Origin of the sequence: Akkermansia sp. GGCC_0220 (genome assembly GCF_017566105.1) — a bacterium.
Classification (GTDB): domain Bacteria; phylum Verrucomicrobiota; class Verrucomicrobiia; order Verrucomicrobiales; family Akkermansiaceae; genus Akkermansia; species Akkermansia massiliensis.
On record NZ_JABFCI010000004.1, the window covers coordinates 1 to 26,153 of the forward strand.

Sequence of the window (26,153 nt, forward strand, 5' to 3'; positions counted from 1 at the left end):
ACATCATGGACATCATGGACATCATGGACATCATGGACATCATGGACATCATGGACATCATGGATAGCATGTTTGCCGGGAGCCGCTCCGCCCGGAACAAGGGGGTGGAGTGAATGGATTCTCCTCCGTCACGCGTCCAGTTTTACCCGGAAAATACGCATGGAGTTGCCCACCGCAAGCAGGCAGACGCCTACATCCGCCATGACGGCGGCCCACATACCGGCCAGCCCCAGAATGCCCAGCACCATCACCAGCAGTTTGACGCCCAGGATGAGAACAATGTTCTGCACGATAATGCGCTCCGTCGCCCGTGACAGAACCATCCCCTGCGGAACGGCAACGGGGTCTCCTTTCATCACCACCACGTCCGCAGCCTGGAGAGCCGTATCAGACCCTACGCCGCCCATGGCTATGCCAATGTCCGCGGCAGCCAGGGAAGGAGCGTCATTCATGCCGTCCCCCACAAAGGCGAGCAGGCCTTCTTCCGGCTTCAGCCGTCGCACGTGCTCCAGCTTGCCGGCCGGCATCAGCCCGCTGAACACCTCGTCCAGTCCCAGCTTGCGCCCCACCTCCGCACCGGCGGAGGAGGAATCCCCCGTCAGCATCACCAGGTTGGAAACGCCCAGCCCCCTCAATTCCCGCACCGCCTGTTCCGCCCCCGGCTTGATCCGGTCAGACAGGCGCAGGCGTCCCAGCAGAACGCCGTCCAGAGCCACGTAAATGGTTACGCCGCGGTCCTTTTCCTCCCCTGCCTCTACCCCCGCCTCCTGAAGAAAAGCCTTTTTCCCCACCAGCACAGCCTTCCCTTCCACACGGGCGGAAACGCCGCCCCCCGTTACTTCCACCAGCTCCGCCACACGGTCCGGGAACAGGCTACCTTCATACGCCTTTACGATGGAACGCCCCAGCGGGTGGGAGGCGGAGCTTTCCGCGTGCGCCGCCCAGTACAGCAGTTCCTCCGGCGTTACTCCGTCACGTGGAAGCACTTCATCCACGGAAAAGACGCCCTCCGTCAAGGTTCCGGTCTTGTCAAACACCACCGTCTTCACTTTCCGCAGGGCATCCAGGTAGTTGCTCCCTTTCAGCAGAATTCCCTGCCGCGCCGCCCGCCCTATCCCGGCAAAGAAGCCCAGCGGGATGGACAGCACCAGCGCACAGGGGCAGGAGATCACCAGCAGCACCAGCGCGCGGAACAGGCCGTCCGTCCAGCTTCCGCCCGTGACGAAGGGATAAAGCAGGAACACCAGAACGGCAATGGAGATCACCAGCGGCGTATAGATGCGTGAAAACGTGGACAGCCTTCCTTCCAGGGGGGATTTATGGCCGGAAGCGGCTTCCACCAGTTCCTGGACCCTCGCCAGGGCGGAATGCCGCCAGTCCCGGTCCGTGCGCACCTCCAGCACGCCCTGTCCGTTGATGTACCCGGCCAGCACGGTGCTTCCGGCCCCGGCCTCCACCGGAAGGGATTCACCGGTCATGGCGGAGGTATCCAGGACGGAATTCCCTTCCGTCACCGTGCCGTCCAGCGGGACACGCTCTCCGGGGCGCACTTCAATCACGGAACCGGGCCGGACCTCCGCGGGAGGAACGTCACGGACAGTGCCGCCCTCCCTCACATGGACGGATTCAGGCCTCAGGTTCATCAGTTCGCTCACGGACCGGCGGGAACTGCCCACCGCGCGCTCCTGGAGATATTCTCCCACGCGGTAGAAAAGCATCACCCCGACGGCTTCGGAATAATCCCCCAGGAACATCGCTCCCAGGGAGGCAATGCTCATCAGGAAATTTTCATCCATGGCACGCCCGTGCCTCAACCCCAGAAAAGCCGCCTTCAATACATCCCAGCCTATCAGCAGGTAGGCCGCCGCATATGCAGCCATGCCGCTCCAGGAATCGCTTCCCATCACCAGGGCGGCGACAAACAGGGCGATGCCCAGCACGGCGGGAACGGGCCTGATGGCGTCTCCAGAGCCGCAGCAGCTTCCTGAACAGCACCCTCCGGCGCAGCAGGAAGCTCCTTGTGAAAAATGTTCGTGGGAATGTTCCATACTCATGACCTGTTCCGCTTGTACGCCTGCGTCTACGCTATGGCAAGTCCTATGTTAGTTCAATCTAACATAGAGCTTTTGCTACTTCTTCTTTCTTAAAACGTTCCAGAACTCCCTGCCCCAGGAATTCGTCCATCGCCATGGCGCCGGCGCCCAGCAGCCCCGCTTCCGCGCCAAATCTGGCGGGCAGGATTTTCAGCTCCTCCATGTGCATGGGGAACAATTGCTCCATGAGGTTCTTCAGCAGGGGCTTCATGAGCAGGTCTCCGGCCTTGGCTACCCCCCCGCCAATGATGAAGGCGTCCGGCACCAGCGTGTACATCAGGTTCATGATGAGACAGGCCAGCATTTCCGCCGTGTCCTCCCATAGCTGAAGGGCGATGGGACAGCCCGCGCGGGCGGCTTCGTCCAGGTCCCTGGGCGTGCATTCGTTCACGGTTTTGACGATTCCCGCCCCGGCATACCGTTTGACCGCCTCCGCCGCCAGTTCGTTGTTGCCGATGTATTCTTCAATGGCTCCCCGGTTGCCGAACGGGCCGGGCTTGCCCTGGTAATGGATGCTCGTCTGGCCCAGCTCCCCGGTGGAAAGCCGTTTCCCCCGGAGGATGCGGTCATTCACCACAATGCCGCCGCCAATGCCCGTCCCCATGGTCAGGCACACCAGGCTGGACATGCCGCGACCGGCGCCCAACTTCCATTCCGCATACGCCATGCAGTTGGCGTCATTGTCCAGCACGACGGGGAGGCCCAGCGCCTGCTCCATCAGCTCCTTCACCGGAACTTCATGGTCCCATACCCGGACATTGGTAAGCTGGTAAAGAGTCCCCCTGTAGTAATCGCACCATCCCGGCATCCCCATGCCCATCACGCAGGCGGACGGGAATTGCCCGCGCAGGTTCAGGGCCGCCGCAATCATGGCCTCAATAATCGCCTGGGGACTTTCAAACATGGCGGTGGGGATGCGGTCCGCTGTCGCCAGAATACGGTCCCCCGCCGTCACGCCCATTTTGATGCTCGTACCGCCGAAGTCCACGGCCAATGCGCAGGGTTCTGAAAAGCTCATGGTTCATACTTATGCCACGCACCCCCTGGAATCAACGCAAAAACGCATTCACACCCATCCCTTTCCGCGGCATGCCGAACTTCTTGTATAAAATACAATAAATATCCTCCAGAAAGGGCTTGCCAGGGATGCGCCGTCCAGTCCATGATAGGCGCCGTGATGATGGAAATGCCCGGTTCGGACGAATGGTTCATGCGCCAAGCCATGAAAGAATCCAGAAAAGCCCTGGTGAAGGGGGAGGTGCCCATCGGGGCCATCGTGGTGAAAGACGGCCGCGTGATCGGCCGGGGCTGGAACCAGGTGGAGGTCCTCAAGGACGCCACGGCCCATGCGGAGATGATCGCCCTGACGGCAGCCCAGGAGGCTCTGGGCGACTGGCGGCTGGAAGGCTGCACCCTGTACGTCACCAAGGAACCGTGCCCCATGTGCGCGGGGGCCATCGTCCACTGCCGCCCGGACAGGGTGGTCTTCGGCTGTCCGGACGCCAGGACCGGAGCCGCGGGAGGCTGGATCAACCTGCTGGATTCCAACCCTCCCCTCAACCACAAGTGCGAGGTGCGTCCCGGCGTTCTGGGGGACGAATGCCTGCACCACCTCCAGGAATTTTTCCGTGCGGCGCGGCTGGCGGCCAAAGAACGGAAGAAGCTGGCTGCGGACTCCCGCGCAATCCCGGATGAAAACGGGGAAGACGGCCCCGAATAAAGCACTTTGCATTTGCCAAAGCAGCGGACTCACGGCAAGCTAGCGGGGCTATGGAACACCGGAACGACAACGAGACTGCGGAAGGGACGGAACGCAAGCCGTCCTGGATCAAGGTGCGCCTGCCCAACGGCCGGGAATTCTGGGACGTCAAGCAGCTTGTGGAAGGCAAGCACCTGTTCACCGTCTGTGAAGAAGCCCACTGCCCCAACCGCTACGAATGCTGGAACCAGGGCACGGCCACTTTCATGATCGCCGGGGAGCGGTGCACGCGCGCCTGCGCCTATTGCGCCGTAAAAACCGCCAAGCCCTTTCCGCTGGACCCGGAGGAGCCGCAGCACGTGGCGGACGCCGTCGTGCACATGAAGCTGCGCCACGCCGTCATTACCATGGTCACCCGGGACGACCTTCCGGACGGAGCCGCCGCCCACTTCGCCCAAGTAATCCGGGCCGTCAGAAAAGCCAGTCCCTCCACCATCATTGAGGTGCTGGCCTCGGACCTGAATGAGAAGCCCTCCTCCATCCGGACGCTGATGGCGGCACGTCCCCACATCTTCGGCCACAATCTGGAAACGGTGGAACGCCTGACGCCCATCGTGCGCTTCCGCGCCCAGTACCAGCGCTCCCTGCGCGTCCTCCGGATGGCGCTGGACTGCGTGGACGGCAAGGTTTCCACCAAAAGCGGCATCATGCTGGGCCTGGGAGAGACGGAAGACGAGCTTTTCCGGTCCATGGACGACCTGCTGGAACACGGCGTCACGGTGCTGACGCTGGGGCAGTACCTGCGCCCCTCCCGCAACCACCTGCCGGTGGTCAAATACATCCATCCGGACGACTTCGTCCGTTATGAGGAGGTCGCGCGAGCCAAGGGCTTCAGGCACGTGGCGTCCGGGCCGCTGGTCCGCAGCTCCTACCATGCCGCCAATTTCACCCCGGAAGCGGACGTGCTGGAGGCCATTAACGAAGATTTGAGAAAGGCCGGCGAACTTTAGAATAAATCTTGATATATTAACCCTTCCCTTTTACCATACAGGCAATTCCACGTCATTGAGAATCTCATGAGCAAAACACGTTCCTTCATCACGGCCGGGGCCATTCTGGGCGGCACGGTCATCGTGACGGCGGCAGTCGCGCCCCTGTTCCTGCCGAACCAGAATATCAAGCCCCTGACATCCGCCCAGGCGGCGGAAATCACCGCACATACCATGAACTCCAAGTGTGCGGACTGCCATAAGCCCGGCACCCACATTTCCGAATTGGTGAACACCCTTTCCGGCGGCCTGCTGGCGCGCCACATCCGGGACGGACAGCGCAGCTACAACATGGATGAACCGCCCACTGCCGTGACCCTTTCCAAACTGGAACACGTGCTCCAGATCAATTCCATGCCACCCACCTCCTACACCATGGTGCACTGGGGCAGCACGCTCACCCTTCCGGAAAAAGCAGCCATGCTCCAGTGGGTCAAGGATGAACGCCTGAAAATCTTCGGCGACATGGTGGGCAAGGAGTACGCCATCACCGCCATCTCCCCCATTCCAGACGCCCTTCCCACGGATCCGGCCAAGGTGGCCCTGGGCTACAAGCTGTTCCATGACGTGCGCCTCTCCACGGACAATACCGTTTCCTGCGCCTCCTGCCACTCCCTGGAGAAGGCCGGCACGGACAACCTGGCCACCTCCACCGGAGTCCGCGGCCAGAAGGGCGGCATCAACGCCCCCACCGTCTTCAACGCCGCCTTCCACACCAAGCAGTTCTGGGACGGACGCGCCGCCAGCCTCCAGGAACAGGCGGGCGGACCTCCCCTGAACCCGGTGGAAATGGGTTACGAACATCCGGACGACTGGAACCAGATCGCCGCCAAGCTGAACCAGGACACCGCGTTTGCCGCGGAATTCAGGAAGGTTTATCCCCAGGGCTTCAACGGAGAAACCATCACAAACGCCATCGCGGAATATGAAAAGACCCTCATCACGCCGAACAGCCCGTTCGACCGTTATTTGAAGGGTGATGAAAACGCCATCAGCGAGAATGCCAAGAAGGGCTACAGGCTCTTCCTCAAGCTCGGTTGCCAGACCTGCCACACCGGCCCCGCCATGGGCGGCCAGTCCTTTGAATACGCCGACCTCAAGGGAGACTTCTTTGCCGGACGCGCCAAGACCAATGACGACAACGGCCTGATGAACTTTTCCAAGAAGGAATCAGACAGGCACAGGTTCCGCGTTCCCACCCTCCGCAACGTGGAGCTTACCTGGCCGTACATGCATGACGCCTCCGCCCAGACGCTGGAGGAAGCCATCACCAAGATGTACCACTACCAGCTCGGCTACGACAAATTGGACAAGAAGGAGGTGAGCCTGCTGGTGGCCTTCCTGAAAACCCTGACCGGGGAATACAACGGCAAGCCCGTCCAGGGCGAAGTCTGCCCCGCCTCCTGAGCCAGAGGAAAGCATTTTTTCCAGCCGCGCCATGAACCTTCATGGCGCGGCTTTTTTGTATTCCCCCTTCCGGCTTATTGCCGGAAAACCCCCGTTTCCGGCTTTTCCTCCGCGTCATACTTAGATTAAACTAATGGGTAAATGATTCATGATGAATAATTTTTATCCAAATTGAAAACACAGGCGCATAATATCATTGACTTACTAGTTTGATGAAACTAACTTTCTCCCGGATTTGATTCATACACACACCATGCCACTCTCCATGCTCAACATCGGCGATATTCGCCAGGTTAACAAAATTCATGGCAGGGATGAAACCCGGCGTTTTCTGGAAAGCCTGGGCTTCGTTGCCGGCAGCACAGTTTCCATCGTTTCTGAAAACGGCGGAAACTTCATCGTCAATGTCAAGGGGTCCCGGATAGCTCTCAGCAAGGCTCTTGCGTGCAAGATATTCGTGGCCTGAACCTTCTCATCCAACAATCAGCCATCATTCTATGACCAAACACCGTACATTAAGAGACGCCCTGATCGGGGAAACCGTCACCGTCGGGAAACTGGCGGGGGAAGGCCCGGTCAGAAGGCGCATCATGGACATGGGAGTCACCAAGGGAACGCAGATTTTCATCCGCAAAGTCGCCCCCCTGGGAGATCCCATTGAAGTTACTGTCCGCGGCTACGAACTCTCCATCCGCAAATCGGAAGCCGAGAACATCCATATCCATTGATTCCGCCCTTATTACCGCACGTTTCCTGACCTGACAGCAAGACGGCGCACCCATACATCAAGACAAGGAAACATCCATGAGCAACATTACCATCGCCCTGGCGGGCAATCCCAACTGCGGAAAAACCACTCTCTTCAACGCCCTGACAGGCGCCAGCCAGTACGTCGGGAACTGGCCCGGCGTTACTGTGGAAAAAAAGGAAGGCCGCCTGAAAGGCCACAAGAACATCATCATTGAAGACCTTCCGGGCATTTATTCCCTTTCCCCCTACACCCTGGAGGAAGTCGTCAGCCGGAATTACCTGGTCACGGACCATCCCTCCCTCATCCTGAACCTGGTTGACGGCAGCAACCTGGAACGCAATCTTTACCTCACCACCCAGCTTTGCGAGCTGGGCGTTCCCGTCATCATCGCCCTGAACATGATGGACATTGTCCGGAAGCGCGGCGACCGCATTGACACGGAAAAGCTTTCCCGGGATCTCGGCTGCCAGGTGCTGGAAATCAGCGCCCTGAAAGGGACCGGAATCCGTGAACTGGTGGACGCCGTCGTAAAAACGGCCACCTCGGAGGATGCCCGGGCCCCGCGCGCCGTGCACTTCCCGGACCGTCTGGAAAAAGCCATCGGGGAAATAGGGGAAATAATCACCGGCAAATGCCTGGACCAGCAGAAAAAATGGTTTGCCGTCAAGGTTTTTGAAAGGGACCAGAAAGTCGCGGACCAGCTCGCGCTCACCCCTGAGGAGCAGTCCCGCATCAACGGGATCATTGAAGCCATGGAACAGGAGATGGATGACGACAGCGAATCCATCATCACCAACGAGCGCTACAATTCCATTTCACGCATTACCGCGGATTCCGTCGTCAAGGCCGGTATCGGCAGCCTGACGGGAAGCGACAGGATCGACCGCATCATCACCAACCGCTGGCTGGGCCTCCCCATCTTTGCCGTCGTCATGTGGGCGGTGTATTACATTTCCATCCAGACGGTGGGCGCATGGGGAACGGACTGGGCCAATGACACCTTCTTCGGGGAATGGGTTCCGGAATGGGTGGGCGGCCTGCTGGAAAGCGCCAACTGCGCCCCGTGGCTGGAAAGCCTGATTCAGGACGGCGTGATTGCCGGCGTGGGGGCCGTCCTGGGCTTCCTGCCGCAGATGGCGGTGCTGTTCCTGTGCCTGGGTATTCTGGAAGATTGCGGCTACATGGCCCGCGTGGCCTTCATCATGGACCGCATTTTCCGCAAATTCGGCCTTTCCGGGAAGTCCTTCATCCCCATGCTCGTTTCCATGGGCTGCGGCGTTCCGGGCATCATGGCCACCCGCACTATTGAGAATGAAAAGGACAGGCGCATGACCATCATGACCACCACGTTCATTCCATGCGGAGCTAAAACGCCCATCATCGCCCTGATTGCAGGCGCCTTCTTCCCGGAAAATTCCTGGGTGGCCCCGGGAGCCTACTTCATCGGGGTGGGCGCCATCATCCTTTCCGGCCTCATTTTGAAAAAGACCGCCATGTTCTCCGGGGATCCCACCCCCTTCGTCATGGAACTTCCCATTTACCACGTTCCCGCCTGGAAGAACGTCATCATCCACGCGTGGGAACGCTGCAAGGCCTTCGTGCAAAAAGCCGGGACGGTTATCTTCGTGTCCAGCGCCCTGATCTGGTTCCTTTCCAGCTACAACTGGAAGGTTGATTCCGTGGAGCAGAATGACAGCATGCTGGCCTCCATCGGCAACGTGGCCGCACCCGTCTTCCAGCCGCTGGGCTGGGGCGAATGGAAACCTACCATGGCCACCATCACCGGACTGATTGCCAAGGAAAACGTGGTCGGCACCTTCGGCGTTCTGTATGCGGACGGCAGTTCCGGGGAAGAGGCGGAGGAAGAACCCGCCGAAACGCAGGAAATGTCCCCCGCCGGCCAGGAGCTCCAGGCATCCCTGGAGGGCGCCTCTGAAGAAGCTGCCGCCGAGGAAGCCGCCGCTGAAGAGGAGGAAGATGAAGACGCTGAAATCAGGGAAACCGGGGACCGCCTGGTCCAGGCGGGAGCCTTCACGTTCCTGAGCGCCTTCTCCTTCATGATTTTCAACCTTCTCTGCGCCCCCTGCTTTGCCGCCATGGGAGCCATCAGAAGGGAAATGAACAGCGCCAAATGGACTTTCTTCGCCATCGGCTACATGTGCGCCCTGGCGTACTGCCTGGCCTTCCTGATTTACCAGATGGGAGCATGGCTTTATACGGAAGCTTCCTTCGGCATCGGGCAGGGGCTCGCCGTATTGCTCCTGCTGGGCCTCATTTACCTGGTGGTGAAGAAACCCTCCGCACCCTCCAAATAACCCTCATACCCACTCCTAACCCACTCACCAACATGGGAACATATATCATTGCCACCCTCCTTTTCCTGGCCCTGGCCTACGCGCTGTATAAAACGTTCAGCAAGCGCGGCAAGTGCTGCGGCAACTGTGACGGGTGCGGCAACGGCGGCGATAGCTGCTGCGGCAGCGGCGGCGGTTGCTGCGGAGGCCACCATCACGACGACGATCAAGAAAAACAGGACTGAGCCCAGTCTCAGCCCTTTCTTTCAGAACCTGCAGACCGCCCGCGGTTTGCAGGTTCTTTCCTTCTGCGCATGCCGCATGCGCTCCCTCCTTAACCGATCCAGCCGTGCTGGTACGCCGCCATGGCCGCAATCACCAGCGCGATAAACAGGAAGATGAACCACATCACATTGTGGCGGTGGCGGTACTCCACGGCCATCAGGGGCTCCCATTCCTTTTCCACAAAGGAGAAGTCGTCACCGCTGGCAAAACGGTCGTACAGCGTTTCCAGCTCCTGCCCCGTCACCCCTTCCGGAGCGGCGAATACCGGCGGGCAGCATGAGCCCGTCTTGAACACGATTTCACAGTGGTAGATGCCGTCCGCTTCCTTGTAGGACTGGAGGCACGCGCCGTCGCGGGCGCATACCACATGGCCAGTCGTTCCCTCCTGCAAGCGGCGCAGAGCAGTATCACGGTCGGTCACTTCATCATTTGAAATTTCCCATTGAACCTTACTCATTCTGTCAGTTTAAGACAGTTCCTATCCAAGTCAACATGGTTTTAAATGTTTCCTGACGCCGGAAATGTCATCAATTGTCATAAATCCGGCAGCGTGCAAGGCGCTGACCTTAACGTTCTTCTTCGTGTTTAATTCACCTAACTTGTTGTTAGTCAAACCAAAGAACTTTCAACAGATGGAAAGAAGTGCTAATCTAACCATCAGCGGCTACAACCAGCCGCACAACATAAGATGATGAACAAGTACACATGTATCATGATAGGAGCCGCCTGCCTGCTGGCAGCCTCCTGTCAGGCGGATACGGCCCGCAGGGAACCGGTGCGGAATACGGCGCCGGCCTCCTCCGTACAGGCCTCTTCCGCAGCGCCCCAGTCCGGACAACGGAATGACGGGGTTCAGGAACACAGGCGTTTCAAGCGCCTCTCGCTTCCTTTGAGATAAAGAATAAGCAACGCCGCACCCCCTACCTGATCGAGAATGCGACGTTGCCGCCAGGTCATGCAGACCCCTTCAATGCCCTTGCACGCAGGATTCCGCTCTCTGCATGCAGACGGACAAGGAAGACTTGATTATTATTGCGCTTCCACAGATTCGGGACATTTCCCGCCTAGAACGTGACGACGCATTGTACGGAGAAGATATTGGCGGAGTTGACGTCATCCCGCCCGGAAGGATTCTTCACATACTGGTAGGAAGGCTGGATGAGGCAGTACGGCGTAATGGAGAAGCTGTACGTGCATTCCAGAATCATTTCCCGGTCATGCCCGGGCCGCGTTTCCGCCAGCGTGTCGGCATCCGGCTTGCTCACGGAGAAGCCTACGCCGAAGAAGTTGCCGTCCGCTTCTTTCAAGCCGGTCATGACTTCCAGAGGTTTCTTGAAAATGACCCCGGCGGACGCCTGGGCTTCCGCTCCGCAGATGTTGCCTGATTCGGCGCTGCTCCAGCCGGCGCGGGCGAACAGGGCGAACGGGCTGCTGCCCAGGTCCTGTTCCAGGTTGAACGCCACGCCTCCATGGTTCTTGCCGTCCGCATGGAACATGAACGGCTGCAGGCGGTACGTGCCCGTGCCGATGCCGAAGGCCTTTTCATGCGTCCAGCCGATTTCACCGAGCAGGTTGAAGGATTTTCCGGTCGTGTGGCGGAACGGGTTGCGGCGGGGTTCATTGTCCATCATGTTGCCGCCCACCTGGATGAACCAGTTTTCATTGAACTGGTACTGCCCCACGAACCCGAAGTTGGAGTCCCCCAGCGGAAGCACCTGGTTGTTGACGAAGGGAGCGCCGCCGAACTGCCCGAAGGTGGTGTTGGCATACGTATTGGCGTCAAAATAGTTCGTCTGGTTGATCATGCCGCCCATGATGACGAGCTGGCCGTCCATGAAACCCTGGGAAAGGAGGAGTTCCGGCAGGTAGAAGTAGCCGTCTTCAAAAACGTCGCAGTTGGCGGGGCCGCTCGCGCCCCAGGAGTCGTCCAGCGTGGTGCGGTGCGTATGCCTGTTCAGGGCCACGGAGCCGGAAAGCTCGCTCTTGATCCAGGTTCCCTGGTTGCGGCTGGATTTGAACAGCTGCAGCCCGGCCTGGGCGTGGAATTTGTACCAGCTCTGGCTGGAACCGGCAGTCTCTTCGTTCGCGGCCGCATGGTGGCCCTTGGTATAGAGGAACGCCTGCTCCACCAGGAACTGGAAGCCGGCTTTCTCGTAAGCGCCTTTATGCAGATCCGTCAGGGCCCTGGTCAGAAGATCGTTCGGAATGGGCGTGCTTTCATCGCCGTATTCGTCCCCGAACAGGTCGATGTCGTCCAGAATGGAACCTTTGCCTTCAGCCTCTTCCGCAGCCGGAGCGGCGGCGGTAGTGGCTACGGATGCCGTACCGGCCATGCAGAAGCCGGAGCAGGCCAGCAGGGCGGGTATCATGTAGCGTTTCTTCATAGTAATGCTGTATCTTGAGTCTTCCTCGTCAATCGCGGATGTTCAGCCTTCCATGGCGGAGGAGCATTCCTGCTCCCGGCCTGCGGCGGACTGCGCATCCACGGCTTTGCCGCATGCGCCCATACAGAACTCACAGTCCCCGCAGAGCAGGCGGTATCTGGGACGCCGGACGAGAAGCCCGGCCAGTTTCCGGTACCGGCAAATCCGGCGGAAGAAACGGTGAAGTCCTGTATGGGTCAAGTTCATGCAACGCGGCAAAGTTAGATAGAACTAACTATTGAGTCAACACTTTTTCTCCCTTAGCCCTTTTCCAATTTGGAACTCCTTCCATGAAGCACGTTTCATACCTCTTTTATGATCAATGTATTGAAAAATCTTTAAAATAATTTTACGTACCGTAAAAAAATTAGTTGAAACTAATTCAACTTGACCTGAAACCTGCGGAACGTTACAAAAAAGCAGGCCTATTGGAGATCATCCAACCCTTCCGGGAAAGAAACGGCTGCATGCCGCCAAGGCCGGCTGAACCCAACAAAAAACATTACCATGAGTTACATCAACAACAAGGGCCTCTGGGGCTTCGTCGGCGGAGTCATCGCCGCCGCCATCGGCACGAAAGTGGTTAAAAGCCCCGCTACCAGGAAATTGGCCGTCCAGGGGCTTTCCAAAGCCATGCTCATCCAGCAGAAGGCCATGGAGCAACTGGCCAATATCCGTGAAGAAGCGCAGGACTTGTGCCACGAGGCCGCCGCTGAAAACCGCAAGCCGGAACAGTAACAATCTCATTGTTCATCATCATACTGGGGCAGCCCGTTTCCTTCTCCGCCGGCGGAACGGGCAGCCTCCAACGGGGGAAACGCACGGAGAAGGGCGTTTCCCCCTTTTTCATTTTTCCAAACCGATGCACTATCAGGTTATCCACCATACGCCCGGCAGGCTCCGGGTGCGCTGCGGCCGCGGCATGTTCAACCATGACCAGGCCTGCGGCATTGAATGCAGGCTCCTGAAGCTGAAAGGGGTCAGCTCCGTCAAGGCCACTCCCTGCAACGGGGGGGTGTTCATCCTGTACGAAGGGGCGAATCCCCAGACCATTTTCCGCGCGCTGGACAGGCTCAGGCCGGAAACGCTCCGCAGCCATGAACCGGAAGAACGAGCGGAAGCCAGGAAACTGGGCCAATCCTTTTCCCTTAAGATAGCCGGGAAAGTTTCTTCCTTCCTGCTCTGCAAATTATTCCTGCCGCCCCCTCTCAGAATGGCCAAGGCTTTCTGGAACTACGGCTCCTATTTCCGGCGCGGAATGGCAGGCCTGGGCAGCGGCAGGCTCAATGTGGCGGTTCTGGACGCCGTATCCATCGGGGTCTCCATCGGCACCAGGGCCTACGGAACGGCCAATTCCATCATGTTCCTTCTTTCCATTTCAGACCTGCTGGAAAATTACACGCGGAAGAAGACCCGGGCGGCGCTTGCGGCCAGCCTGAGCATCAACGTGGACCAGGTCTGGAGGGTGGAAAAGGACGGCATGCGCCAGGTTCCCATGGAACAAATCCGGCCCGGGGACAAGATCCGAGTGGACGCCGGCAACGTCATCCCCGTGGACGGCGCCGTCCTGTCCGGGGAGGCGGAAGTGAACCAGGCCGCCATGACGGGAGAATCGGAAGCGGCAGCCAAGCAGGAAGGCTCCGTCGTCTTCGCCGGGACCACGCTGGAAACAGGCTCCCTCGTCATCCGGGTGGACGCCATGGGCGACCAGTCCCGCATCAACAACATCATCGCCCTGATTGACCATTCGGAGGAATTGAAGGCCCGCATCCAGAGCCGGGCGGAAAAACTCGCGGATTCCATCGTTCCCCTCACCCTGCTCACGGCGGGTGCGCTGTTCCTGTTCACCCGGAACATCTCCAAGGCGCTCTCCGTGCTGATGGTGGATTATTCCTGCGCCATCAAGCTCGCCACGCCCATTTCCGTCATCTCCGCCATGAAGGAAGCTTCCGCGCGCAAGATCATGATCAAGGGCGGAAAATTCATGGAGCTGTTCGCCAGGGCGGACACCATCGTTTTTGACAAGACGGGCACGCTGACCTCCGCCTGCCCCCAGGTGACGCAGATTGTCCCCCTGAGCGACTGCAGCCGGGAATACATCCTGAAAACGGCCGCCTGCCTGGAAGAGCACTTCCCCCACAGCGTGGCGCGGGCCGTCGTGCGCAAGGCGCTGGAGGAAGGCCTGCACCATGAGGAAGAGCACGCGGAGGTGGAATACATCGTGGCCCACGGCATCTCCTCCCGCCTGCATGGGAAGAAGGTCCTCGTGGGCAGCTACCACTTCCTTTTTGAAGATGAAGGCATCCCCCTCACGGAAGAACAGCGGCAGACTATCCGCAGCCACGCCAGGGGCAAATCCAACATCTTCCTGGCCATAGGCCGCAGGGCGATCGGCATGATCGGCGTCAGCGATCCTCCCAGGCCGGAAGCCAGGGAAACGATCGCCCGGCTGAAGCGGCAGGGCATTTCCTCCATCATCATGCTCACCGGAGACAGCGAGTCCGCCGCCCGCGCCATCAGCCGCCAGCTGGGCATCACGGAATACCGCTCCCAGGTTCTGCCGGAGGACAAGGCGCGCTTCATCCAGCAGTTGAAGCAGTCCGGAAGAACGGTGTGCATGGTGGGTGACGGCATCAACGATTCCCCCGCCCTTTCCTGCGCGGACGTCTCCGTCTCCATGAAGGATTCCTCCGACATCGCCCGTGAAGTAGCGGACATTTCCCTGCTGTCCAGCTCCCTGAGTGAACTGGCGGTTTTAAGGGAACTAAGCTGCGCCGTCCTTGAAAAAATAGAGCGCAACTACCGCTTCATCGTCGGGTTCAACACCTCCCTGATTCTGCTGGGCATGTTCGGGCTGATTACCCCGGCCCTTTCCGCATTCCTCCACAATGCCTCCACGGTGTACGTCAGCGCGCGCAGCACGCGCCGCTGCCTGCCCCCGGTCGGCACTCCGCAGTAAAAGGAAAGGGATGGTTCATGTGGAAATGAACCATCCCTTTGAAAAACGTCCTGGGCCTTCCTATTCTCCGCTCTTCCGGCAATGCTCCGTCAGGAGCTGGAACCGGGAAATTTCCTCCAGCGTCATGATGTGTTCAATGCCGCAGGCCACTTCGTCCGCGCGCTTCTCCTCCATCTTCAGCACCGTGATCAGGAATTCTTTCACCATGGTATGGCAGGAAATAACCCGGTCCGCGTAATAACGGCCCTCCCGGGTCAGCACAATGGGGGAATACTGCGTATATTCAACCAGGCCGCGTTCCTTCAACTGCTTCATGGCCAGGGAGACGGAAGGCTTTTTCACGTTCAGCGCCTCCGCGATCTCTCCTACGGCGGCGCACCCTTTTTCCAGCTCGATGTTGCGGACGGCCTCAATGTAATCCTCCAGGCTGTTGCTCAGCTCCAGGGAGGGAAAGTTTTTGCGTATCATGACTGATGCTTATTAGGTTTAACTAACAAAAACAATAACCCAAGCTCCGGTCAAGTCAACCTCTTCTTGAAAAATATTAGGTGAGACAAACTTTTTTCTTGCAAAACAAGTTAGATTACACTAACTTTCATTCATGGTCAGCCCAAACCCGGAAAGAAACAACGGGAGAAAATGCTCCGGCGGCGTTCCCGCCAGAACGGAGTCCTTCTTCTCCAGGTTCTTTCCCGCCTCGCGCCCCTGCTGCTGCCGGGGCTGCGCCCTGAAATGCTCCGGGAAAAATTGTCCCTCCGGCAACAAGGGAAAACAGGCGCAGCCAAACTCCTTGGGGAACGCGTCCACAAACTGTATGGACTAGTCATCCGGTGCTCTAACACATTATCGCCTAAACACGGGCGCGTTCCCCTTCCCTTTTTTCCTTCCTCTGCGGGACGCGGTCAGCGGAGAACCACCGCCGGACCGTCATACCCTTCAGGCGTATAGCTGCGGATGGAGACGCCCCCCTCCGCCGTCACGTCCGCCGCCCAGCACTCGGCATGGTGGAAGCAGGCGCCCAGATTGACGTACAGCCGCCCTCCCCTTTTCCCGGTCACCGCACGGCGGTGCAGATGGCCGAAGATGACGACTTCCGCTTCCGGGAAAAAGCGTTCCGTGAATTTCCGCATGCGCCGCATCATCGTCAGCCATGCCAGAAGAATCTGCGCGGGCCGCTCCGGCGGCCAGGCGGAATGCGCCAGAAAACGCACCAGCTTGTTCCGGCACGCCCCGGAACGCGTGTAAATGGGGGGAACCAGCACGCTCATGGCGCGCGCCAGTTCCAGCCGCCGCCGCAAATCCGTATCCGCCTCCGGGAACGCGGCAATCAGCTCACGGGAGGCCTGCTTGTTTTTCAAATATTCCCATCCCCACGGGGCCACCTCCTTGAACAGGGCATGACCGTGCAGGGCGCAGACGCGTCCCCCCTGCAATTTCAGCAGTCCGGCCTTCTCATCCGGGTCATGGTTGCCGGCCAGCAACACGGGCTGCACTCCGGCATCCCGGCACATTTGCAGGAAACGGGCGCGTTTTTCCAGCCCTTCCGCCTGGCAGGGGCTTTCACGGGTTTCACTGAGGTCCCCGCACACCACCAGATGAGTGCACCCCTCCAGCAGGAAAGCCAGCTCCTCCGGCTCCCGGGCCAGCGCCTTGGCATGGCCGAAGTGGACGTCTGAAATGAACCGGGCACGTTCTCCCGGAGCAAGGTCAAGTTCCTGAATCATAAGGACGGAGGGAGGAGGAAAACAACCATGGAATCAGGAGCGCAGCCGCTGCCGCACCATCTCATACAGGCACACGCCCGTAGCTACGGACACGTTCAGGCACGGAACGCTCCCCTTCATGGGAATCCTGATCAGGAAGTCGCAATTCTCTTCCGTCAGCCGCCTCATTCCTTCCCCTTCCGCGCCCATCACCAGCGCGGCCGGCCCCGTGAAATCCGTTTCATACAGGTCGCGGTCCCCCTTGTCCGAGGTGCCGAATATCCAGATGCCGCGGCCCTGGAGCTGCTTCATGGTGCGCGCCAGGTTGGTCACCTGGATGAAAGGCACCTTTTCCGCCGCCCCCACGGAGACGCGCAGCACGGTCTCCGTAATGCCCACGGACTTGTCACGCGGAGCGATTACGGCATCCACGCCCGCGCCGTCCGCCGTCCGCAGAATGGCTCCCAGGTTGTGGGGGTCCTGCACGCAGTCCAGAATCAGCAGCAGGGGGTTGGGAGACTTGTCCAGAATCCCGTCCAGCACATCCTCTCCCAGCGCCTTCACGGCAATTTTGGCCGGAGCGCTGCGCACATGCTTGTTCCGGCGCGCCTCCTGTTCGTTCCCTTGGGGTCTCATGCCCATGAATTAGCGTGTTTCACGCTTCTTTTCCAGACAAATATGCCCCGCCGCCCCATCATTGGGCGTGACTTGAGGGTCTCCGTTATGCTACAGTTCCGTACCATTCAAGATGAAGACGAGCGACTTTTTAGTCATTGGGGCAGGTGTTGCCGGATTGAGTTTCGCCTTGAGAGCGGCGGAACACGGCAAGGTTGCCGTCATTACAAAAGGCAAATTTCTGGATTGCAGTTCCGCCAAGGCGCAGGGCGGCATAGCCGCCGTTTGGGACCGCAACGACTCCTTTGAAGACCACATTGCGGACACGCTGGACGCCGGCGCGGGCCTCTGCAACGAACAGGCCGTACGCACCATTGTGGAGGAAGGCCCCGGCGCCATCCGGGAACTGCTTGAATGGGGCGTCAATTTTGACCCCGGCAACCAGGGGGAGGATTACGAACTGGCCCGGGAGGGAGGCCATACCAAGCGGCGCATCCTCCACGCCAAGGACGCCACCGGCCTGGAAATCACCTCCAAGCTGCTGGAGGCGGCCAAGCTCCACCCCAACATCCAACTGCTGGAAGACCACTTCGCCATCGACCTGATTACGACGACCAAACTAGGCCTGGTCACGGAAGACCGCGTGCTTGGGGCCTACGTGCTGGACCGCGCCTCCGGGGAAGTGGAAATTTTCCGGTCAGACCGCGTGCTGCTCGCCACCGGCGGCTGCGGACGCGTGTACCTGTACACCACCAACAATGATTCCGCCACGGGGGACGGCGTAGCCATGGCCTGGCGCGCGGGAGCCACCATCGCCAACATGGAATTCGTGCAGTTCCACCCCACCTGCTTCTTCAACACCCGCGCGGAAGGAGCGGAAGCGCGCTCCTTCCTCATCTCCGAGGCCGTGCGGGGCGAAGGCGGCGTACTGATCGGAGCGGACGGGAAGGAATTCATGCACAAGTACGATCCCCGCAAATCCCTGGCCCCGCGCGACATTACCGCCCGCGCCGTGGACTCGGAAATGAAGAGGACGGGCAGCATGTGCGTCTATCTGGATATCTCCCATAAGCCGGAGGGCTTCGTCCAGGAGCGCTTCCCCCTGATTTACGAGACCTGCAGCCGCTACGGCATCAACCCCGCCAGGGAGCCCATTCCGGTCGTTCCCGCAGCGCACTTCCAGTGCGGCGGCGTCCTGACGGACGTCAACGGCCAGACCAGCCTGGATGGCCTTTACGCCGCCGGGGAAACCGGGTGCACGGGCCTCCACGGCGCCAACCGCCTGGCCTCCAACTCCCTGCTGGAATGCGTGGTGGTCGCCAAGCGCGCGCTGGACTCCATGCTCTCCCTCCAGCCGCTGAGAAAGGATGCCCCCACTTCTTACGACATCCCCGCGTGGCACCACGGGGATACCGCCCTGCCGGACGAACTTTCCGTCATCTATCACAATTGGGATGAAATCCGCCGCCTGATGTGGGATTATGTCTCCATCGTGCGGACCAACAAAAGGCTGGACCGCGCGGCCACGCGCCTCCGGATGCTTCACCGGGAGGTGAAGGACTTCTACTGGGGGTACCGCATCACGCCGGACATCCTGGAACTGCGCAACCTGGTGGCGGTGGCCTCCCTGATCGTGGACTGCGCCATGCGGCGCAATGAAAGCCGCGGGCTCCACTTCAACACGGATTATCCCGGCAAGCTGGATCACCGCTTCGTCACTCAACTGCACCGATGGTAAAACACTGGCAACGTCAACAGGCATTCCGGAAGGGTTCCGCTGGGAACTCCTTCCTTTCCGCATGCCTGCTTGCGTTTCTGGCCCTGGCTCCGGCAGGGGCCGCCAGGGCGGACATCCAGACGGGCCGGAGCGCAACCCGCGCCCTGGCGGACAGCTCCGGACGGCCCAAAGGCCCCGTCATCATCACCCCCACGCAGCGGGACCCGCTGCCCAGGGTCATCGTCAAATCGCCCGCCGCGGCCGCGACCGGCAAACGCCCGGCGCCCCAGCCCCGCATCCTTCCCAGGACGGCCAGGCAGAGCCCCGGCACCTATCCCTGGCGGCTCAATATCACCGCCACGGTCTTCTGGGTGGGGGAGGATTCCACGGAGCGCAACCCGGTAGCCAACCACAAGAGCTCGTGGGACTCCGCCTGGCGGGAAAACTTCGGCGGTTTCGACAATCCGGACCCCGTGTGCCGCACCGTGGACTTCCGCCCGAAAACGTTCGTTCCCCGGCAAAATCCTTTTTACGTGGCGCTGCCCTACAATGACGTTTGCAAGGGAGAGCACAAGACGGAGGCGTCACGCGTCATCCCGTGGTTCCGCCGGGAATACACGGGGAAAGGGCAATCCGTCTGCAAAGGCAGGTGGGTGCAGATCGTCTACAACAAGCGCTCCTGCTTTGCCCAGTGGGAGGACTGCGGCCCCTTCACCACGGAAGACTGGCCCTATGTCTTCGGCGACAAGCCCCCCGTCAACACCCAGAACAAGGGAGCGGGCATCGACATCTCCCCCGCCGTCCGCGACTACCTGGGCATCACCGGCGGAACGGCCGTCGTCCACTGGCGCTTTGTGGAATTCTACCGCATCCCCCGCGGCCCCTGGTCCAAATGGGGGGATAACAACCCCTTCGTCAATTCCGAAGTGGGCCCCGGGAGAAAAGCCCTCCAGTCCCGGGAAGACCGCCTGCGCCAGCAGCAGGAAGCCATCCAGAGGGAGCTTTTGAAGGATCCCCAGAAGCTCAGGAGGGAACTCCAGGGATAGTCCGTTCCGCCGCGGCCATGCAACGTCCACGCATTCTACATATTTTCAGCCGCTACGGCGACGTGGGGGGGGAGGAAGTCTGCTTCCGCGCCATCACGGAAGAGCTGCGTGCCGTGGCGGACGTCACCCCCTTTGTCTATTCCACCGCGGAGCTGTTCCAGAGCCCCCACGGCGCGCTGACGAAAATGCGCTACATGCTCCGCAACAGGGACGTGGAGGAAAAGCTGCGCGAATGCCTGCGCAGAGACCGCTATGACGCGTGGATCATCCACAACACGTTCCCGGCCATGTCCCCCTGCGTCTACGGGCTGGCCCTGAAGCAATCCGTTCCCGTCATCCACTACCTGCACAACTACCGCGCCGGATGCCTCAACGGGGTATTCTACCGGGACGGCTCCCCCTGCTTCTCCTGTAAAAACGGCAACTACCTTCCCGGCATCCTGCACGCCTGCTGGCGCGGCAGCGCGGCCTATTCCGCCCTGGCGGCCGCTACGCTGTATAAAACGCGCCGCATGGGCACCTGGAACCGCCTTTCCTCCTACATCGCCGTCAGCCGCCGCCAGCGGGAGCTCCTCATCCAAACCGGAATACCGGAGGACAAAATCAGGGTCATCCCCCACTTCATCCGGCAAAAAACCTCCCCCGCCGGACCTCCCCCGCCGGACCTCCCCCGCCAGACCTCCCCCGCCGGGACGTTCTTTACGCCGGACGCCTTACGCAGGAAAAAGGCGTCCTCCCACTGGTTCAGGCGTGGGAACGCCTTGCCCCTCCCGGACGCACCCTCTACCTGATGGGGGACGGCCCCCTGCGCGGGGAACTGGAGCGCTACGTCGCTTCCCGCCGCCTTGAATCCATCCGCCTGACCGGGTTCATTCCCCATGAGGAACAGGGCGCCGTGCGCGCCGCCTGCGGACTGGCCGTGGCGCCCTCCCTGTGGGAGGAAACCTTCGGCATGGTCGTCCTGGAATCATGGCTCCACGGCACGCCCGTCATCGTCACCCCCCGCGGCGGGCTGCCGGAGCTCATCAGCCACGGCCGGAACGGCTGGATTGCCCGGGAACCTTCCGCGGACGCGCTGGCGGAAACGCTGCGCACCGCCCTGGAGGAAGAGGAACGCTGGCCGTCCATGGGCGCGCACGGGCAGCAGCTCCTGTCCTCCACGTATTCCCCCGCCGCATGGCTTCAGTCCATGGGCAGCCTTCTTGAGGAACTCCGCCTCTTCCGTCAATCCCCCAACATCGCGGCATCATGAAATGGTACACCTGCACTCCCGTTCCCTTCAAAGGGGACCACACCTTCTTTTCCCGTGATTCCGGGGCTTTCTGCAAAGCCTTCCAGCGGATCGGCTTGGAAAGCAGGGCCATCATGCCCACGCCCGTCCAGGAGGGGGACGACCCCGACCTCATCCGCACGGAGTACGCCAACCTGGAAGACGCCGCCTGGTGGAAATCCCTGGGCATTGACGGACTGGTCCTGTACGCCTGGGGCACGGGCAAATATCTTCCCATCGCCAGGGCCATCCATGACGCGGGCATCTTCCTGGTGGTGTACATGGATTCCTCCGGACTGTTTTTTCCGTGGCAATACTGGCTCCCCATCGCGGAAAACATGTGGACCAGGGACGTCTTCGCCCGCGGAAAAATCAGGGGCACCGCTTTTTTCCTGCTGCGCCTGCTGAAACAGCACACCTGGAACCTGGCCAGCCGGGGAAGAAGAAAACACCTGGACCAGGGGGACATGGTAGCCTTCCCCATGCCGGCAGCCGTCAAATCCATTCAGGACCGGGAATGGCTCTACGGAAAATCCATCGTCCGGAAACTGGCCCTCATTCCCAACCCCATTTCCTCCACCTGCCGCTATGCCGGGGAGAAACGCAACATCATCATGGCCGTGGGCCGCTGGGACGACCTTCTCTACAAACGCCCCTTCCTGCTGATGGCCACGCTGGAACAGGCCCTGCCCCGCGCACCGCACTGGGAAGCGGAAATCTACGGGAACATCCCTCCCCTCCTCCGGGAATGGCACGGCAATCTTCCGGAAGACCTCCGCGCCCGCATCCGCCTGGCCGGCTACCTGCCCAACGCGGAGCTGCAAAAGAAATACTCCCAAGCCAGAATCAGCCTCTGCACCTCCCGGTCCGAGGGAACGCACGTCGCCTCCGCGGAAGCGCTCTGCGCCGGGGCTTCCGTCGTTGGTCCGCGCCTTACGCCCCTGCTGAACTGCCTGCAATGGTACGTTTCCCATGATTCCGGCACGCTCAGCCCAAAAGACACCCCGGAAAGCGTCTCCGGGGCGCTGCTGGAGGAAATCCGCGCCTGGGATGAAGGAAAACGCAGCCCGGAGGAAATTTCCCGCTACTGGTGCTCCCTGCTGCATGCGGAAAACTCCTGCAAGCGCATCATTGCCGCTTATGAGGCCGCCAAAGGCGGCAGCTGACCGCTAATTCCCCAACAGGGCGCGGGCCTCTATCCACACGTCCTCCCAGCTTCTGTCCGCCAGCGTCCCGTAAAGGGGGTGCCCCCACAGCCGCGCGCGCATGGCCGCCGGAGAAGCCAGCCCCAGCAGAAAACGCGTCAACTGGGAAGGGCGGGCCAGCGCGGGCTTCCTCTGCGCCGCCAGCTCCATGACGGCGGAACGCAGTTCTTCCGGAAGCGGTCCGGGGTCCTCCAATTCCATCTCCGCAGGTACTGCGCCGCAGCACCCCGGACAATGCCCGCAGGGTCCGGACGGCTCCCGGAAGCCGAAGTAGGCGTCCAGGCTCCTGTTGAGGCAGGCGGAAGACGTCAGCGTGGAAACGCACGTTTTCCAGCGTTCCAGCCCGTTCAGCCGGGACCGGGAAAAATACTGCGCGAATTCCTCCGCGGCTTCTTCCGCATCAAACCCTTCCGAATGCAAGTGAAGGGCTGTCTGGCGCAGGTCCACCTTCCATTCCCCGGAAAGGGCCAGCTCGTCAAGCCATGCGCCGGCTTCTTCCCAGGAAATCCCCCATTCCGCGGCCAGAGCCTCCACTTCCCCCTCCCGGTGGCCGTCCATCCATTGCAGCCGGGAACGTTCCTCCCCATCGCGGCCGCACAGGATTTCCTCCATCCGGAACAGGGGGCGCACCTTGTAATACTTGTACCCCATGCCCTGTTCCCGGACGGAACCGGAACGCTTCAGGTCAAAGAGCATCCGGTCCACCGCCACATCCGGCAAGTCATGGACCGCGGAGGCCTCATACAGGGACACAATATGCTCTCCCCTCCGGGACAGCAGGGACGCCAGCCCTTTTACGCCATGGCGTTCCGGCTCCGCCGCATGCAGGCGGTTGACCACGGCCACGCCGTCGCGCCCGGACAGCATCACCAGACTGAAGGAAGGCAGCCCGTCGCGCCCGGCACGGCCGGATTCCTGCACATACGCCTCCAGGCTGGCGGGGGGATGGTAATGCACCACGGAGCGCACGTCCGGCTTGTCAATCCCCATGCCGAAGGCGATCGTCGCCACCAGCACGTCCGCCGCCCCCGTCACAAACTCATCCTGCACCAGCCCCCGCGTTTCCGGCGGCATGCCCGCATGGTAGGACTTGACGGAAAAACCGGCCTTCCCCAGTTCATAGGAAAGATTCTCCGCATCCTTCCGGGTGCGGATGTACACCACGGCGGGACGGTGGCCGTCCTCCTTCAAAAACTCCACCAGCCGCGCGGTTTTATCCTGTTCCTTCAGCACTTCCGCCTGGCGGAAAATATTCGCCCGGTAAGGCGCGGCGCGGAAGATGCAGTCCTCCTGCACGTCAAACAGGGCGGCCAGGTCGCGGCACACCCGTTCCGTAGCCGTGGCCGTCAGGGCCATAACGCTCCGGAACCCATGCTTTTTAAAAAAAACGGGAAGCCCCAGGTAATCCGGGCGGAAACTGTGCCCCCACTCCGAGAGGCAGTGCGCCTCATCCACCACGAACAGGCCGGGGGAAACAAACTCCATGGCCTGCTGCATCCACGGGGATTCCAGAGACTCCGGCGCGGCGAACAGCAGGCGGACGGCCCCGGACTTCAGGCTGTCCAGCAGGGCGCCCTTCTCTTCCTCCGCCAGGGAGGAATCATACCTGGCCGCAGCCACGCCCAGCTTTTCCAGCCCGGCCACCTGGTCGCGCATCAGGGCGATCAGCGGGGAAACCACCACCGTCACCCCGTCTCCCAGCACTGCCGGAATCTGGTAGCAAAGGCTCTTGCCGGAACCCGTAGGCAAAATGCCGATGCAGGACCGGCCCGCCAGCGCGCACTCCATCAGCTCCCGCTGCATGGGGCGGAACCGCTCCTTTCCGAACAAACGCAGGGTGTCTTCCAACGGGGAGGAATGCATGGCGGGAAGGATACCATAACGGAAAATCCCGGCAAAAGGAATCCTATGACATTGACACGGTGCCCTCATCCTATATCCTCCATGCAATATGAGACCCTTAAAAACCATCATCGCCGGGACTCTGGCCCTGCTGGCGGCAGCCCCCCTCATGGCCCAGACCAAGGCTGCGGGGAATAAAAAGCCGAACATCCTCTTCATCATTACGGATGACCACGCCTACCAGACGCTGGGCACCTCCAAGAACGATTCCCCCGTCGCGCTGCCCAACTTCAACAAGCTGGGCAGGCAAGGCATGGTCTTTGACCGCAGCTACTGCGCCAACTCCCTGTGCGGACCCTCCCGCGCCTGCATCCTGACCGGAAGGCACTCCCACATGAACGGCTTCGTCTTCAACGGCCAGAGGCCGCTGGACGGCTCCCAGCCCACCTACCCGAAGATGCTGCAAAAAGCCGGCTACCAAACGGGCCTGTTCGGCAAATGGCACCTGGAATCAGACCCCACCGGCTTTGACACGTGGGAAATCTTCCCCGGACAGGGCAGCTACTACAATCCGGATTTCATCAGCCTCAAGCCGAACGGGAAGCGCCAGACGAAGCGCTTTCCCGGCTACGCCACGGACGTGGTCACGGACAAATCCATCCAGTGGCTGGAAAACCGGGACAAGGACAAGCCTTTCCTGCTCGTCGTAGGCCACAAGGCCCCCCACCGCGCCTGGTGCCCCGCCCTGCGCCATCTGGGCAAGGTGAACACGTCCAAGCTGACGCCACCCGCCAACTTCCATGACGACTACGCCAACCGCCCGGAATTCCTGAAGAAAAACCAGCAGACCGTAGCCAGGCACATGGCGATTTATTCCGACCTCAAGGTGCTCAAGGACCAAGTGCCGGAAGACATGCGCAAGAGCATCGTCTCCCCCGGCTACGGCTGGGACCTGGGCGAAATCAACCGCATGACCCCGGAAGAACGGAAGACCTGGACGGATTACTACGCCAAGCGCACCAAGTCCCTGGTGGACGGCATGAAATCCGGAAAATTGAAAGACCCGAAAGCCTTCGCGGAATGGAAATGGCACGCCTACATGGAAGACTACCTGGGCTGCCTGCTTTCCGTGGACGACAGCATCGGACGCCTGATGAAATATCTGGACAAGGAAGGCCTTTCCAAAGACACGCTGGTCATCTACTGCGGCGACCAGGGTTTCTACATGGGCGAACACGGCATGTACGACAAGCGCTGGATTTTTGAGGAATCGCTCCGCATGCCCCTCATCATGAGATGGCCCGGCAAAATTCCCGCGGGCATCCGCAATACCACCATGGTGCAGAACATCGACTACGCTCCCACCATCGTTTCCGCAGCAGGAGCGGACACCCCGGAAAACATGGATACCTTCCAGGGCGTTTCCCTGCTTCCCACGGCCTTTACGGGCAAGAAGCCGGACAACTGGAGGGACGCCATCTACTACTGCTTCTACGAGAATCCCGGCGAACACAACGCCCCGCGCCACGACGGCATCCGGACGGACCGCTACACGCTCTCCTACATCTGGACCAGTGACGAATGGATGCTCTTTGACATGAAGAAGGATCCCATGCAGATGAAGAACGTCATTGACGATCCCGCCTACAAGTCCACCGTGGAACAGCTCAAGAAGCGCTACAACGAACTCCGCAAGGCCTACAAGGTCCCGGAAAACAGCCCCGGAGGAAAGGGAACGCCCATCCCCAAATTTGACGCTTCCTGGTAGGAAGCCGTTCCAGCGGAACTTTTCCCA

General features: G+C 60.5%; 24 protein-coding genes and 1 pseudogene. 16 read left to right on the forward strand and 9 right to left on the reverse strand.

Annotation, left to right across the window (positions count from 1 at the left end):
• Positions 1-128: 128 nt before the first annotated feature.
• Both HJW02_RS03930 and HJW02_RS03935 read right to left on the reverse strand, forming a co-directional pair.
• Entirely contained in the window at positions 129-2,054 is a 1,926-nt protein-coding gene (locus HJW02_RS03930; protein ID WP_102721218.1) for a heavy metal translocating P-type ATPase, read from the reverse strand.
• Between the two features lie 58 nt (positions 2,055-2,112).
• Positions 2,113-3,111 carry an ROK family protein gene (locus HJW02_RS03935; protein ID WP_102721217.1) on the reverse strand — a complete coding sequence of 333 codons (999 nt, stop codon included), beginning with the start codon at positions 3,109-3,111 and terminating at the stop codon, positions 2,113-2,115.
• Between the two features lie 144 nt (positions 3,112-3,255).
• Between HJW02_RS03935 and tadA the strand changes: the two genes are divergently transcribed.
• From tadA to HJW02_RS03970, 7 genes are all read left to right on the forward strand, one after another.
• Entirely contained in the window at positions 3,256-3,813 is a 558-nt protein-coding gene (gene tadA / locus HJW02_RS03940) for a tRNA adenosine(34) deaminase TadA (protein WP_102721216.1), read from the forward strand.
• Positions 3,810-4,802, forward strand: coding sequence for a lipoyl synthase (gene lipA / locus HJW02_RS03945; protein ID WP_257228125.1), 993 nt, complete (start codon positions 3,810-3,812; stop codon positions 4,800-4,802). Before tadA ends, lipA begins: the two co-directional genes overlap by 4 nt.
• Positions 4,803-4,868: 66 nt before the next feature.
• Positions 4,869-6,248 carry a cytochrome c peroxidase gene (locus tag HJW02_RS03950; protein ID WP_022398202.1) on the forward strand — a complete coding sequence of 460 codons (1,380 nt, stop codon included), beginning with the start codon at positions 4,869-4,871 and terminating at the stop codon, positions 6,246-6,248.
• Positions 6,249-6,501: 253 nt separating this feature from the next.
• Positions 6,502-6,714, forward strand: a complete 213-nt coding sequence (locus tag HJW02_RS03955; protein WP_022398203.1) for a FeoA family protein — start codon at positions 6,502-6,504, stop codon at positions 6,712-6,714.
• Between the two features lie 31 nt (positions 6,715-6,745).
• Positions 6,746-6,976 carry a ferrous iron transport protein A gene (locus tag HJW02_RS03960; RefSeq protein WP_012420130.1) on the forward strand — a complete coding sequence of 77 codons (231 nt, stop codon included), beginning with the start codon at positions 6,746-6,748 and terminating at the stop codon, positions 6,974-6,976.
• Positions 6,977-7,052: 76 nt separating this feature from the next.
• The gene (gene feoB, locus HJW02_RS03965; RefSeq protein WP_102721215.1) at positions 7,053-9,314 is read left to right on the forward strand and encodes a ferrous iron transport protein B; all 2,262 of its coding nucleotides are present in this window, start codon (positions 7,053-7,055) and stop codon (positions 9,312-9,314) included.
• A 32-nt stretch (positions 9,315-9,346) separates the two neighbouring features.
• Positions 9,347-9,538: a FeoB-associated Cys-rich membrane protein gene (locus HJW02_RS03970; protein WP_102721214.1), complete on the forward strand. Its 192-nt coding sequence runs from the start codon at positions 9,347-9,349 to the stop codon at positions 9,536-9,538.
• An 89-nt stretch (positions 9,539-9,627) separates the two neighbouring features.
• Here HJW02_RS03970 and HJW02_RS03975 read toward each other — a convergent pair whose 3' ends face one another.
• Complete coding sequence (locus tag HJW02_RS03975) at positions 9,628-10,035, reverse strand: hypothetical protein (protein ID WP_022398206.1); 408 nt, start codon at positions 10,033-10,035, stop codon at positions 9,628-9,630.
• Positions 10,036-10,266: 231 nt separating this feature from the next.
• Between HJW02_RS03975 and HJW02_RS03980 the strand changes: the two genes are divergently transcribed.
• Positions 10,267-10,476, forward strand: coding sequence for a hypothetical protein (locus tag HJW02_RS03980; RefSeq protein ID WP_022398207.1), 210 nt, complete (start codon positions 10,267-10,269; stop codon positions 10,474-10,476).
• Positions 10,477-10,642: 166 nt separating this feature from the next.
• Here HJW02_RS03980 and HJW02_RS03985 read toward each other — a convergent pair whose 3' ends face one another.
• Together HJW02_RS03985 and HJW02_RS03990 are read right to left on the reverse strand one after the other, a co-directional pair.
• Positions 10,643-11,962 (reverse strand): carbohydrate porin, encoded by a 1,320-nt coding sequence (locus HJW02_RS03985; RefSeq protein WP_102721211.1) that lies wholly within the window; start codon positions 11,960-11,962, stop codon positions 10,643-10,645.
• Positions 11,963-12,004: 42 nt separating this feature from the next.
• Positions 12,005-12,208 carry a hypothetical protein gene (locus HJW02_RS03990; RefSeq protein WP_022398209.1) on the reverse strand — a complete coding sequence of 68 codons (204 nt, stop codon included), beginning with the start codon at positions 12,206-12,208 and terminating at the stop codon, positions 12,005-12,007.
• Between the two features lie 300 nt (positions 12,209-12,508).
• On the opposite strand from HJW02_RS03990, the gene HJW02_RS03995 reads away from it, so the two are divergent.
• Together HJW02_RS03995 and HJW02_RS04000 are read left to right on the forward strand one after the other, a co-directional pair.
• Entirely contained in the window at positions 12,509-12,739 is a 231-nt protein-coding gene (locus tag HJW02_RS03995) for a hypothetical protein (RefSeq protein WP_022398210.1), read from the forward strand.
• Between the two features lie 124 nt (positions 12,740-12,863).
• Positions 12,864-14,960, forward strand: coding sequence for a heavy metal translocating P-type ATPase (locus tag HJW02_RS04000; protein ID WP_102721210.1), 2,097 nt, complete (start codon positions 12,864-12,866; stop codon positions 14,958-14,960).
• A gap of 60 nt (positions 14,961-15,020) precedes the next feature.
• Here the strand turns inward: HJW02_RS04000 and HJW02_RS04005 are convergent, their stop codons facing one another.
• From HJW02_RS04005 to rlmB, 3 genes are all read right to left on the reverse strand, one after another.
• Positions 15,021-15,428 (reverse strand): metal-dependent transcriptional regulator, encoded by a 408-nt coding sequence (locus HJW02_RS04005; RefSeq protein WP_022398212.1) that lies wholly within the window; start codon positions 15,426-15,428, stop codon positions 15,021-15,023.
• 434 nt (positions 15,429-15,862) lie between these two features.
• Complete coding sequence (locus HJW02_RS04010; protein ID WP_022398213.1) at positions 15,863-16,684, reverse strand: metallophosphoesterase; 822 nt, start codon at positions 16,682-16,684, stop codon at positions 15,863-15,865.
• Positions 16,685-16,717: 33 nt separating this feature from the next.
• Entirely contained in the window at positions 16,718-17,305 is a 588-nt protein-coding gene (gene rlmB, locus HJW02_RS04015; RefSeq protein ID WP_022398214.1) for a 23S rRNA (guanosine(2251)-2'-O)-methyltransferase RlmB, read from the reverse strand.
• A gap of 106 nt (positions 17,306-17,411) precedes the next feature.
• Here rlmB and nadB point away from each other — a divergent pair, with 106 nt between their 5' ends.
• The 5 genes and pseudogenes from nadB to HJW02_RS04040 all read left to right on the forward strand — a co-directional run bounded on the left by nadB (position 17,412) and on the right by HJW02_RS04040 (position 22,477).
• Positions 17,412-19,016 (forward strand): L-aspartate oxidase, encoded by a 1,605-nt coding sequence (gene nadB, locus HJW02_RS04020; protein ID WP_022398215.1) that lies wholly within the window; start codon positions 17,412-17,414, stop codon positions 19,014-19,016.
• Entirely contained in the window at positions 19,010-20,041 is a 1,032-nt protein-coding gene (locus HJW02_RS04025) for a hypothetical protein (protein ID WP_102721208.1), read from the forward strand. Before nadB ends, HJW02_RS04025 begins: the two co-directional genes overlap by 7 nt.
• A 17-nt stretch (positions 20,042-20,058) precedes the next feature.
• A pseudogene (locus HJW02_RS04030) lies at positions 20,059-20,655 on the forward strand (glycosyltransferase); the annotation flags it as partial.
• Entirely contained in the window at positions 20,562-21,293 is a 732-nt protein-coding gene (locus HJW02_RS04035; RefSeq protein WP_345778209.1) for a glycosyltransferase family 4 protein, read from the forward strand. The pseudogene HJW02_RS04030 and the gene HJW02_RS04035, both read left to right, overlap by 94 nt.
• Positions 21,290-22,477 carry a glycosyltransferase gene (locus HJW02_RS04040; RefSeq protein WP_022395897.1) on the forward strand — a complete coding sequence of 396 codons (1,188 nt, stop codon included), beginning with the start codon at positions 21,290-21,292 and terminating at the stop codon, positions 22,475-22,477. Before HJW02_RS04035 ends, HJW02_RS04040 begins: the two co-directional genes overlap by 4 nt.
• A 3-nt stretch (positions 22,478-22,480) precedes the next feature.
• Here the strand turns inward: HJW02_RS04040 and HJW02_RS04045 are convergent, their stop codons facing one another.
• Positions 22,481-24,379 carry a RecQ family ATP-dependent DNA helicase gene (locus HJW02_RS04045; RefSeq protein WP_180970980.1) on the reverse strand — a complete coding sequence of 633 codons (1,899 nt, stop codon included), beginning with the start codon at positions 24,377-24,379 and terminating at the stop codon, positions 22,481-22,483.
• Between the two features lie 88 nt (positions 24,380-24,467).
• On the opposite strand from HJW02_RS04045, the gene HJW02_RS04050 reads away from it, so the two are divergent.
• Positions 24,468-26,126, forward strand: a complete 1,659-nt coding sequence (locus HJW02_RS04050) for a sulfatase (protein WP_102721206.1) — start codon at positions 24,468-24,470, stop codon at positions 26,124-26,126.
• The last annotated feature ends 27 nt before the right edge of the window (positions 26,127-26,153 follow it).